The sequence below is a fragment of the Marinomonas alcarazii genome (genome assembly GCF_003208215.1).
In the GTDB taxonomy this organism is placed as follows: domain Bacteria; phylum Pseudomonadota; class Gammaproteobacteria; order Pseudomonadales; family Marinomonadaceae; genus Marinomonas; species Marinomonas alcarazii.
Genome location: NZ_QKLW01000001.1, coordinates 729,471 through 741,147 on the forward strand (window position 1 = coordinate 729,471; position 11,677 = coordinate 741,147).

General features: G+C 45.1%; 9 protein-coding genes and 1 other RNA gene. 4 read left to right on the top strand and 6 right to left on the bottom strand.

Annotated elements, in window-relative coordinates:
- Positions 1–27 precede the first annotated feature (27 nt).
- Positions 28–1,242: an ABC transporter substrate-binding protein gene (locus tag DFP75_RS03195; protein ID WP_110572158.1), complete on the bottom strand. Its 1,215-nt coding sequence runs from the start codon at positions 1,240–1,242 to the stop codon at positions 28–30.
- 302 nt (positions 1,243–1,544) lie between these two features.
- On the opposite strand from DFP75_RS03195, the gene DFP75_RS03200 reads away from it, so the two are divergent.
- From DFP75_RS03200 to DFP75_RS03210, 3 genes are read left to right on the top strand one after another with little or no spacing between them, the layout of a single operon-like run.
- A complete protein-coding gene (locus DFP75_RS03200) occupies positions 1,545–2,687 on the top strand; it encodes a succinylglutamate desuccinylase/aspartoacylase family protein (RefSeq protein WP_110572823.1) in 1,143 nt (380 codons plus the stop codon).
- Between the two features lie 30 nt (positions 2,688–2,717).
- Entirely contained in the window at positions 2,718–5,024 is a 2,307-nt protein-coding gene (locus DFP75_RS03205) for an ATP-dependent helicase (RefSeq protein WP_245926942.1), read from the top strand.
- Between the two features lie 10 nt (positions 5,025–5,034).
- Complete coding sequence (locus DFP75_RS03210; protein ID WP_110572160.1) at positions 5,035–5,991, top strand: isopenicillin N synthase family dioxygenase; 957 nt, start codon at positions 5,035–5,037, stop codon at positions 5,989–5,991.
- Between the two features lie 60 nt (positions 5,992–6,051).
- On the opposite strand, the gene DFP75_RS03215 is transcribed toward DFP75_RS03210, so the two are convergent.
- From DFP75_RS03215 to DFP75_RS03230, 4 genes are all read right to left on the bottom strand, one after another.
- The gene (locus tag DFP75_RS03215) at positions 6,052–6,837 is read right to left on the bottom strand and encodes a class II glutamine amidotransferase (RefSeq protein ID WP_110572161.1); all 786 of its coding nucleotides are present in this window, start codon (positions 6,835–6,837) and stop codon (positions 6,052–6,054) included.
- Between the two features lie 78 nt (positions 6,838–6,915).
- Complete coding sequence (locus DFP75_RS03220) at positions 6,916–8,583, bottom strand: methyl-accepting chemotaxis protein (protein ID WP_110572163.1); 1,668 nt, start codon at positions 8,581–8,583, stop codon at positions 6,916–6,918.
- A 326-nt stretch (positions 8,584–8,909) separates the two neighbouring features.
- Positions 8,910–9,314, bottom strand: a complete 405-nt coding sequence (gene hisI / locus DFP75_RS03225; protein WP_110572165.1) for a phosphoribosyl-AMP cyclohydrolase — start codon at positions 9,312–9,314, stop codon at positions 8,910–8,912.
- A complete protein-coding gene (locus DFP75_RS03230) occupies positions 9,311–10,192 on the bottom strand; it encodes a 6-carboxytetrahydropterin synthase (protein WP_110572167.1) in 882 nt (293 codons plus the stop codon). The genes hisI and DFP75_RS03230 overlap by 4 nt, the downstream gene beginning before the upstream one ends.
- Positions 10,193–10,414: 222 nt before the next feature.
- Here DFP75_RS03230 and ffs point away from each other — a divergent pair.
- Positions 10,415–10,511: signal recognition particle sRNA small type (gene ffs, locus DFP75_RS03235), an RNA gene on the top strand.
- Positions 10,512–10,940: 429 nt separating this feature from the next.
- Here the strand turns inward: ffs and DFP75_RS03245 are convergent.
- On the bottom strand, positions 10,941–11,675 hold the full coding sequence (locus tag DFP75_RS03245) for a hypothetical protein (protein WP_110572171.1): 735 nt from the start codon (positions 11,673–11,675) through the stop codon (positions 10,941–10,943).
- Between the last annotated feature and the right edge of the window lie 2 nt (positions 11,676–11,677).

Sequence of the window (11,677 nt, forward strand, 5' to 3'; positions counted from 1 at the left end):
GCGGGAATGACACCGTATCTTTAAACCTTATTGCGCGTAACGCTTACGCCACTCTTTTTCCAACGCTTCTACCCAGCTACTGTGTGGCTCTGGTAACGTTTGACCCAGCTCTTCAATGCTCAAGGTCGCGATACCACGTGGTAAGGCGTCAAATTTAGCTTGTTCTGACGCTGGTAGTTTTGCGTAAGACAATACGCTCAAATCGCCCCAAATAGTTGGCGTTTGTTTTTTAATTTGCGCTTCTGGTGACAACATAAAGTTTGCCACGACCTGAGCGCCTGCTTTTGCACCGCTGTTATATGGGATCGCTAAAAAGTGCGTATTACCAATGGTGCCGTTTGTGAAAACGTAAGAGCGTACCGTGTCTGGCAAGTTGCCTTTGTCGATCTGAACTGATGCCGCGGAAATATCGAAACTTAATGCTACATCGATTTCTTGGTCATCGAGCAAGCGCATCATTTCTTGTGAGCTTGATGGAAAGGTTTGACCATTACGCCATGCAACCTTATGAAGCTGATCAAGATATGCCCACAACGGTGCGGTGATCTTGTCGAAATCCACACTGTCTGCTGGTTGAGATAGGGCTTTGCGGTAAGGGGTTAATTCATATAAGGCTTGTTTCAAAAAGGTTGAACCAAGGAATTGCGGTGGTTCTGGGTAGGTGATTCTTCCCGGATTGGCTTTGGCGTAGGTGAGTAAATCGACAATGGACTTGGGCGGGTTACTCAAGGTTGCTGTGTCATGCATAAAGATGACTTGCGCCATCCCCCAAGGAGACTCCATCCCCTCGACCGGCGTGCCGAAGTCTTGGGTTAAACTTTGGCGTGCGTTTTCGTCTACATAATTGATGTAGTTTGGTAAAGATTGGCTAAATGGACCAAATAACAGGTTGTTGTCTTTCATGGCGCGGAAATTTTCGCCATTGATCCAGATAAGGTCGATGGAACCATCGGTGTCTTTGCCAGCGGCTTTTTCCGCCAAGACGCGGTTTACGGCATCGGACGTGTCGGTCAGTTTTACCTGTTTTAACGTGACATCGTATTCTTCTTTTATACGATCCGCTGCCCATTGAATGTAATCGTTAATGTTGTCGGCACCACCCCAAGCATTGAAGTATACAGTTTGGCCTTTGGCTTGTTGGAGTGTGTCTTGCCAGCTTTGTGGTGTGGAATTGGCAACGGCTGAAAAACTTGATAAGGCGAGGGCGGCTGCGATGGATGCCGAGACAAACGATTTTTTCATTCCTTTCTCCTGATGTTTTTGTTTTCAATTTACTCCCTCCCAGCCTCCCCCTTGCCTGGGGGAGGAGCTACGTACAATTTAGCCTCTTCCCTTATTTAGCTTGGGAGGAGTTAGTACATTTTGCCTCCTCTTATGTCTTTGAAGGAGAGGGGCTGGGTGGGGTTGTCGGTATTAGACGCACTTAATACGTAATTTCTTACACTTTTTATATTTAAGGAATTGTTTTTTATTAAGAATCGGATTTAGCGTACCATGTTGTTGGTTCAAATTGGATGAATGTTTTACAGCTTTTTCGAGGTGTTATGTCTTACCAAATTTACTCTCATGTTCTGCCAAGCGCGACGCCTGGTACTCAGCGTGTTTTAAAAGCTCACCATTTTGGTGAAGCCGGTGCGCGCCCTAAAGTCTATTTTCAGGCGGGATTGCATGCGGATGAATGGCCGGGTTTTTTGGTGCTTAACACCTTGCTGAGAAAACTGAAAAAAGCCGATGATGCGGGCTTGATTCAAGGGGAAATAGTCGTTGTGCCTGTTGCTAACCCGATTGGTTTGGCGCAGAACTTCCATGGTTATATTCCTGGTCGCTTTGCGTTTTCAGACGGTGGCGGCAATTTTAATCGTAACTGGCCGCAGTTAGGCGCGAAAGTAGAAAAACGCATCAAAGGTGATGTGACCGGCGACATTGAAAGCAATATAGATCTGGTTCGCCAAGCGATCCATGACGAATTAGCCTTGCTACCGGAAACTACGGAACTGCAAGGCATGAAGAAAACCTTGTTGGCTTTGTCTATGGACGCAGACGAAGTGCTCGATCTGCATTGTTCTGGTGAAGCCAGTATGCACGCTTATGTGGCGCAAGAATTTGAAAGTCACTTTAAGCCGTTGCTGGCGTTATTGGGTGCCAAAGTGGGCTTGTCCGAGTTGGAAACAGGTGCTGCCTCGTTTGATGAAACAAATGTCAGCGTGTGGCGGGATTTAAAAGCCCATTATGCTCATTTGATTCCTTGGGGAAGTCGCTCTTTAACGGTAGAATTGCGCGGCGAAAATGACATATCCAATGAGTTTGCCGAGCAAGATGCACAAGCCTTGTTTGATTACTTGGTGCTGCGAGAGGTGATCGCAGGAAAGGCGCCAGTGATCGACGACAGCGACGTGGAATATTATCCGCTGGATGCCATGGATTTAGTCAAAGCACCGTGTGCTGGCATTGTTTGCTATCACAAAGCCATTGGTGAAGAAGTGGAGTCTGGCGAGGTGATTGGCGAAGTGGTGAACTTGATGGACGACGATGTAGACACGTCTCGTTATCCTCTGATAGCACGCACCAATGGCGTCTTTTTTGCGCGAGTACAACGACGTTTGGTGGTGTGCGGTGAATCTATTGCCAAGATCGCCGGAAGAGAACACCTTGCGTTTCGTGAAATTGGCCACCTATTTGAAGACTAGCGTTTCGAAGATTAACAAGGCAATACTATTTTGACACAAGTTCAGCCCAATACTGAGGTGACTACCTCGTTAACCGATGAGCAAACGCTTGTTGTAAATCATGATCTCGTCACCCCTGCGAAAGTCATCGCTGTGGCGGGGGCAGGGAAAACCACCACCTTAATTTCTCGTATTGAGCATTTGTTAGCGCAGGGTGTGGATCCTTCTCACATCGGCGTGTTTATGTTTAATAAAAGCGCACAGGAGGAATTCTCCGAGCGTTTGAGTAAGCGCCTTATGGCAGCAGGGCATTTACGCTCTCCCAGCGTGATGACCTTTCATGCGTTTGGTATGAAGTTTTGTCGTCGCCTAGAACAGCAAGGTTGGTTGACGAGCGCCAAGTTAATTACTGACGATTTTAGTTTGGTAAAAATGTTGCGCGAGGCGTTACAACGTCTGGTTCGCAATGGCGAGAAAATTGCTATGCTAGACGAGAAAGACTGGCTTGAAGACGTGCTGTTGTTTGTCGATCAAGTGAAAGCGTCTGATCAACCTGCGCAGATTGTTTTTGAAGCCTTGGGTTGGTCGAGCGAACGCAAATTTTTCCCTGCGTTATACGATGAGTTAGAAAAGCTACGCAAACGCAACAACATCCGTTTTTTTGCGGATTTACTCAGTGATCCTTATGAATTAATCAGTCAGTTAGACGAAGCGGAACGCGTTAGAGTGCGTGGCTTGGTGCCAGATTTCCGTTACCTATTAATTGACGAGTTCCAAGATATTAATCCTTGCCAATACGAGCTGCTAAAGCAGCTTTATCCTGCGCCTTGTCAGTGGATGATTGTCGGTGACGTGCAGCAATGCATTTATGAATGGCGCGGCGCCAGCCCAGAGATTATGGCAAGCCAGTTTGACCAAGACTTTGCCAATGTGGCGACGTATCCATTAAGTACGAGCTTTCGTTTTGGCCATGCCGTCGGTTTAATGGCATCGAGTGTGATCAGTGAAAATGACCCTGACGCCTTGGTCATTGGCGCTGGCGAACGCACGCGAGTGTCTTTTGCTCGCGCTCCGAAAACGGGTAAGGCGTTGTTGGGAGAGCTGAAATCTTGGGTTGATGAAGGCCGCGCATTGAGCGATAGCGCGGTGCTGGTGCGCTTGTACAGCGACATGGTGCCTGTGCAATTAGCCCTGATGCACAAAGGCGTGCCGTATCAATTGCACGGTGATTCGCCGTTATTGGAAAACCGCCAGATTCGTATGTTGATGGCGTATCTCGCCGTTATTGCTGGTGGTTTGGAAAGCCCAAGTACCTTTTTTCATCCTGATGACATTGAATATTTGCTTACGACGCCCAGCTTGGGAGGTTCGTTAGCGCAACGCAAAACCTTGATCCAGCAAGCGAAACAGTCGCCACATTTATTGCCGCAAATTATCGAGTCTGTGGCTGATGCGACGGATGGTTGGCGAGCCAAGAAACTCTATGAGCGTGCCGATTGGTTGCGCAGCTTAGGCATTTATCGCACCGATCCGGGGCAAGGCTTAGCGCATACCTTGGAGAAGTTGGGCATTTATCGCTACTTCGAAAGCACCAGCAGTAAAGATATTCAGACCCAAGAAAAGATAGCCACTTGCGATGCTTTCATGGCCTATGTGCGCGGTGTGGGCGGCGATGCTAAATCGATCCTAGAGCAACTTGCTACTTTGAATGAAAAGCAAACGGACGATGTGCATGGCGTGCATTTGATGACGATCCATAAATCGAAAGGCTTGGAGTTCGATCAGGTGTTACTGTCTGGCTTACAGGAAGGGCGTTTCCCGTATTATGACGAAGATTTAAGCGCCATAGACAAACAAGCCGCCAGTGATATGGCGTCGGAGCGACGCCTGTTTTATGTGGCTATTACGCGGGCGAAACAGAAATTAGTTTTGCTTGAGTGCCCAAGTGCCGACGAGCATAAGCGGATGAAGCAGGGCGATATTCCTCGTGTAGCATTGAAGAGCTTGTCCCTGTCGCGCTTTGTGTTCGAAGCGCAGCCTTATGCGGTGAGCCATATTTGCGATGCTTGGTACAGTGAAAACACTGGCACGCCAATTGATACAGAAAAAGGTTCTGTGTTTCAGCGCTATTTGAATGCGGTTGATCCTTCTCCCTCTTTAACTTTCCGTCATCGTGTAGAAGGTAAGGGGCTTTTGCAGCCTGGCGACAAAGTCCGCCATGATCAGTTCGGTCAAGGTGTTGTTGTCCGTCAGGAGCAAGACGCCAAGCAAATGATTTTCGTAGATTTTGGTGAAATGGGTCTGAAACGCTTTAATCCCAAGCACACACAACTGATAAAATTGTCTTCCAGAGCTTAAGGAATATGTAATGTCTATACCGTTGATTGATCTGTCGAAATTGATTCATGAAAGCGAGTCGGTTCGTCAGAGCGAAATTAAAGCCTTAGATAAGGCATGCCGCGAAATTGGCTTCTTCTACTTGACTAATACAGGTATTCCGAAAGAGCTGATGGCCGCACTTATGCGCGAGGCCAAGCGTTTTTTTAACCAACCACAAGAAGTCAAAAACGCCATAGATATTAAAAATAGTATTAATCACCGTGGTTACGGCAATATTGGTGAAGAGCAGCTTGATGAAGTGGGTCATTCGGACTGGAAAGAAACCTTTGATATGGCGTTGGATTTTCCTACAGATCATCCTTTGGCGGTTAAATATCCGACCGCCTATGGCCCAAATCAAAACCCAAGCGATCCTGCTACACTAGAAGTTCTGCAAGAATACTATGTAGAGGCGTTCCAAGTGGCGCAGAAGTTGTTGACCGCGATGGCGCAGGCCTTGTCTTTGGATGACGATTTTTTCACCCAAGGCTTCAAAAATCACGTGACCGTTTTGCGTATGATTCATTATCCGCCACGCCCTGCTAATGATCATGACAATGGTGCGGGTGCTCACACAGACTACGGTTGTGTCACCTTACTATTGCAAGATCAAATAGGTGGCTTACAAGTGAAAAACCGCAAAGGCGAGTGGGTCGATGCCACACCGATCGACAACGCTTTGGTGGTGAATATTGGCGATCTGATGCAACGCTGGACCAATGATGAATACGTTTCAACAGCGCACCGAGTGCGCGCTTCTTTACCAGATGTGCATCGCTATTCGTTCCCATTCTTTGTGGAGCCAGACTACGAAACCAACGTTGAATGCGTACCGAGCTGTGCGACTGCGGATAAACCTGCGAAATACGATTCGATTTTAAGTGGCGATTGGATTCAATCTCGTTTTGATGCGACGTACGCGTATCGTGAAAAAGAGCAAGCTTAATCTGGACGACAAGCCGCGAGAGCCTATTCTGAAAGATAAATATGTTATTAAAAATGACCGCTAAGCGGTCATTTTTAATAAGCCTGACAAGGGTTGGATTTTGTAAACCTGATCTTGTATTTTGGCAATGTGTCCAGCGGGAACTTGCGTCCAGCTGTCGCCAGAATGGTCGAGCGGTTCTGAACCAATAACAATGTGTGTGCCAAATTGTTTGTAGTACAAGCTCGGAGCTTGTTCATCACTGGAAAAACGAATGGCAGTGATTTCTACCCCATCTGAAAACACCGCGGTAAAGCGCAGCGGATCCTGTATGTTTTTTGCTTTCATCATGTCGAGAATTTGCGCCAAGGTTGTCTCAATCGCATGTTCTGGATTTGTTTCTAAGCCATTGGCGATCATTAACAAGAAGATAACCTCTGAATCGGTTGCCCCATGGCGATGATTATAAAGGTGTTCTGGAATCAAGCGATCTAACTGCCAGCGCAACGATTCGTAGCCGCCAATTTGTCCGTTGTGCATGAATAGCCAGTTTTTGTAACTAAACGGATGGCAGTTAGAACGGTTGGTTTCTGTGCCAGTGGACGAGCGGACGTGCGCGAAGAAGAGCCCGCTTTTTATGTGTCGTGCTAAGCTTTTTAAATTGCTGTCACTCCAAGCTGGTAATACTTCATGATAAAGGCCAGGTTCCTCGCGTTCATCGTACCAGCCAAGACCAAAACCGTCTGCATTCACTGTCACTTCCGATTTTCTGGCGCTTAAGCTTTGATGAATTAAAGAATGCTCTTGTTTGAAAAGTAATGACTCAAGGTAAACCGCGTCACCTTGATACGCCATCCAACGACACATGGTTTTCTCCTAGGAATGAAAAGGGGAAGTGATTAACTTCCCCTGAAATCTTAATCTAAAAAGTATACTCCTGTAACACTATACTTTGAAATAACTGATCTTAGCGGAAAGCTGTGTTGCTAATGAGGCCAGCTGTTCTGCAGAGTTGCTTATCGAATGAATCGACTTGGTTGTACGTGACGCAATTTCGGTAATGTTCTCGACGTTGCGGCTGACTTCTGCGGTTACCGATGCTTGCTCTTCTGCGGTTGCTGAAATTCGATCGTTCATATCACGAATCTTAGACACGGATTGGTTGATATGACGTAGGGAATCTTCCTCGTGTTTTACTTGATTAACCGCATCCGTAGAGCGCTGATGGCTCGATGTCATGGCTTTCACAGCAGAGCTGGTGCCACTTTGCAGTAGCGCGATCATTTTCTCGATTTCTTGCGTGGCGTTTTGAGTGTTTTGGGCAAGATGGCGTACTTCATCGGCTACCACAGCAAAACCTCGGCCTTGCTCGCCCGCTCGCGCTGCTTCAATTGCCGCGTTCAAGGCAAGTAGGTTGGTTTGTTCGGCAATGCCTAGGATAGTATTCAGAATGGTGCTGATTTCTTGAGTATTAGACTGTAGATCATTAATCGTATCGGCAGAACTGGCAATTTCGCTCGCCAGCTCCTGAATGCTGGCAATGGTTTTCGTGACTATCGCTGTGCCTTCATTGGCAGCGGTTTCAGCATTGTGGGCGGCTTGGCTTGCGTCTGTGGTGGATTCGGATACGTGAACCGCCGTGGATTGTATTTCTTGTATTGCCTGAGAAATGAAGTTGGTTTCTTCTTGCTGGCGATCCACCATTTCTGAAGATTCATCGGTGATTCGATTCAGATCATTAGCGGCATTTGTCAGCATAGAACTGGATTCCGCTACATCGTGCAGAATACTACTAAGCTGTATCACAAGCTTATCCATTGCTGTTTCTAACAGGCCAATTTCATCCTTACGAGTTCTGGTCACTTGTGATTTGGCTAGATTCCCTGCTGCAATGTCTTCAGCCCGGCGAACGGCGCGAATAAGAGGGCGACAGATACCGTTAACGATAATAATGCTGACGACAATACCAACAGCAATAAGGATAGCGGCAAGTGCGCCACTGGTATAAATGGTTTGATCAAGTTTACTGCTTTGGGCTTGCGCAACGTTATCGCTGTAATTGTTAATCGCGGTAATGATTTCTTCCATTTGCGCATTAACGGTAATCAGACTTTCTTCGGCTTCTTTACGGAATTTATTGGCTTTTAGGGTGTTAAGTTTTTCCCACCAGTTGTAGGTTTCTGTACTAGAGGCTAGGAAAACTTCTTGTTGTTCTTCGAGAGCTTTGATTTGTTCAAATAATCCCTCTAGCCCATCGTGCACAGGCAGAGTGGCAAGGATGCTTTTTACGTTTTCAATACTGATGAGCAACTCGCCAGTATAGGTCTTAAATTTATTTGCGGATTCGGTAACTTGTTCTACGCCATAACCGCCAATCGATTTGGCGATAGATACCTGGAAAAAGCCTCGTTCGAACTCAACCGATTGCTGCAATAAAAGCTGACGGCTTTTTTCTAAGTTTTTAACGAGTTGGAGGCTTTGAGAGGAAAGGCTTTGTAATTCAGAAGAGACAGATTTACTGGTTAAAGCCGAGCTGATACTAATTCCTACAATAACCAGTGAAAACAACGCAATAAGCGATAATATCTTGGTGCGTACAGACAGTTTTAACATAGCGTATCCAATATTAAGAGTGGAAGAGAATGACATTTAGTCAGCAATAGTTGTGCCAATAAAATTACATTAACTTACAGAAATAACGTCTGCTTATAGCTTTCTATGTATTGGTACTTATTTTTCAGTTTTAAGTACTATTTTTGAAAGTGGAGCATCGTGGTGCAGATAGGGTTATTTCTGTGTCATGTCTTAGCCCGTTTTTCTTGTCTGAAATGTGCAAGAAAAGCGGTCTACTCTTAAGATAGCGTGAAAGGGGAGTAAAGGTACAGAGAAAATTGCAATTTATGCACCGCTTCAGTGCATAAATTGCCATGGAGGTTGGTCTATTGTGGAGCGGACTTTATAACCACTTCATTCCCTTCGACAGAAAAGAAGAAGCAGTCGCGACGATTTGTGTGGCAGGCTGGGCCTTTCTGATCTACTTGAATAAGTATCGCATCGCCATCGCAATCAAATGACATAGACACTAATGTTTGGCGGTGCCCCGAGCTTTCGCCTTTGCGCCAGTAAGTTTGGCGTGAACGAGACCAGTAACACACTTGCCCCGTTTCTAATGTTTCACGAATGGATTTCTCATTCATGTAGGCAAGCATTAATACTTCGCCAGTATCGTGCTGCTGCGCAATGGCTGCGATCAAACCATGTTCGTCTGTTTTTAAATTGGTTAATACCGTGTCTAGCGATAACTTTTCGCCTTGAGCGAGGTTCTCGTACTCTTTTAAGCTCATACTCTTGCCTTTACTTTTTCTGAAATCGCGCCCTTGCCAATACCTTCAAAGCCGTGGGCTTCAATGTGTGTGCCTGGGTTTTCTTCTGCCAAGACATCAGCAATGTGTGCGGAAAGTGACTCAACCGTGGTATCGCAATCCAACATGTAAACCTGATTACTGTCTATTTTTAGCTCAAACAAACCTTGCTGGCTGGTATAACTGAAACAGTGATAGCTCACGTCGTTTTCGGTGACTTGGTTTATCAAGTCTTCTTGTGTGCCTAAATAGATGTCTTCCCAACGTGTTGCCCAATCGTGTTCCATTGCCGCATTACGTTCGCCATTGGCGTAAATTTCAACCGTAGAGCGATGACCGTGAGCAATACGTTGGCAGTTACCAGCGTGTTTTTTCAAGCCATGGCTGTATTGATATTGCGCGCCAGAAATGTGTTCTGGTGAAAAACGCACGCTTACCGCTTCTAACTCAGCAGGAAGTAGGTTCAATATTTGTGCTTCAACCCACTTGGCAACGGCGTCTGGTGTGACTTCTGTCATGGGTAAAACGCAAATGGCCTGAGCTGGCGCATCGCATTGAAATACGCGTTTGTCGCCAGCGGCTTCTTTACTGTGATCAAAATGAAAAGAAACACGATCACCAGCCAATGGCGTAAGAGTAGATCCGTTGTGCTCGGCAGGAATCGCCAGCATGTGATCTATATTGTCATCCAGCCATTTCTTGATTTGTTTTTTCACGATACTGAAATCACAAATCATGCTTTCATCGTTTAACTTGCCGGTCAGTACAATGTCGGTTTGCCAGCTTTCACCCAACAAGCCACGCTTGGCGTCAAAGTAGGAAAAATCCACGTGGGTTAGGTTTTTTACAAATAGCTTCAACTCGCTACTCCTATGATTCTTAATGGCGCGTATCTTACCGTAAATGTAACCCGCGTTATAGGCTGAGACTAAAAAGCGCAAGCACGGGACAAGAGATGGAAAGGGCGCTTGATAAGCAAAAAGATTTAAGTATTTGAAAATACATAAGAAAGGCGGTTGATATTTCGTATTGGCTGCGTATAATTGCGCCCCAAGGTCAACAGGCCTCCTTTATGGTGTCTCTGCTGGTCCCCTCGCAACGATAAACCGTTAATCTGGTCAGGTCCGGAAGGAAGCAGCCACAGCGGTGGACTTGTGTGCCGAGGTGCGGCTGGTAGAGATGCCACCTTAATCTCTCCAACGTTCTACATTTTCCTTTTTTACTTCAATACTTATTTCATTCCTTACCGTTTCTACAAAACTTTTTTGATGCATTATTACGCCTTTTGTTGCTGTCACACCGACTTGAAGCTACCTTACTCCTCACTGCTGAACCTAAACAATATCACTTGTAGGGCACGATAAGCGAAGCGCAATCTGCCGCACAAACCATTTTTCGTCTGACCCTGATAGATTGAACGCACCATAGAGCGTTGGTGCCAAAACCTCTGCGATGACGTTGTCATCAAGTTCACCAGCCACGATATACGTAAACTCGCCCGCGGCAGCTAGCAAGACAAGAAGAGCAGGGATCGACTGGACAAACGCTACATGCACACCCATTCCAGAGAATAGATGCGCAAAGCGTTGGGGGAGTGGGGAAGAATGGTTAACTAATGATTTTATAAGCTTCTTTATCTTGTTTTCCCCATACATCTTTAAATCTATCTATTAAATTGTCAAATGATATTGAAACAAAATAGCTCTTATCTTCAACTATACCATTATTTGATACAGTGTATGTTATCTCAATTTCTTTATTGTTATTGTTTTTTATGAAATTTGCATTATCAACAGGACTTTTGAATTCACTATTTAGTAATGATTTTATTGTTAGTGATTTAGAAGTATTTGAATTAAGTGTGAAATCTTTGCTTTCAATGTTTGTTTCGCTGTCAGTAATTGATAATGGGTTCACGAGTTTTACATTTTTATTATCTGAAAATGCGTTTATTTTAAAATTTAAAAACGCTGCGCTATTGTTGGTGCGGTTATCGATGTGTAACTTTATTGTTATGTTGGCATTTCTGAAAATCAATCCTGTTCCTGATGAGAAGGTTATAGCAGAATGAATCGTATGTATTCTTATTTCTTTACTATCTTCTATGCTTTTTAAATCTTTATTTTTAATTGTCAAATCTTCGATTTTTTGGTTTTGTTCTTTCCATCTTTGATGAGCAGCATAATAAAAAGATATCAAAATGCAGGTTGTAGCAATAATTGATAATACTTTTCCGTTTGCAGGTGGAATGAAGTTGGATAGTATGATCAATAAGAAACTTATTAGTCCAAATATTGCGTTTGATTTTTCGTATATGTCTTTTATAAAGTTAATGTGTTGCATTT

Bases quoted from the DNA above. Each gene is read 5' to 3' on its own strand.
- DFP75_RS03195 (WP_110572158.1), bottom strand. From the start codon at position 1,242: ATGAAAAAATCGTTTGTCTCGGCATCCATCGCAGCCGCCCTCGCCTTA.
- DFP75_RS03200 (WP_110572823.1), top strand. From the start codon at position 1,545: ATGTCTTACCAAATTTACTCTCATGTTCTGCCAAGCGCGACGCCTGGT.
- DFP75_RS03210 (WP_110572160.1), top strand. From the start codon at position 5,035: ATGTCTATACCGTTGATTGATCTGTCGAAATTGATTCATGAAAGCGAG.
- DFP75_RS03215 (WP_110572161.1), bottom strand. From the start codon at position 6,837: ATGTGTCGTTGGATGGCGTATCAAGGTGACGCGGTTTACCTTGAGTCA.
- DFP75_RS03220 (WP_110572163.1), bottom strand. From the start codon at position 8,583: ATGTTAAAACTGTCTGTACGCACCAAGATATTATCGCTTATTGCGTTG.
- hisI (WP_110572165.1), bottom strand. From the start codon at position 9,314: ATGAGCTTAAAAGAGTACGAGAACCTCGCTCAAGGCGAAAAGTTATCG.
- DFP75_RS03245 (WP_110572171.1), bottom strand. From the start codon at position 11,675: ATGCAACACATTAACTTTATAAAAGACATATACGAAAAATCAAACGCA.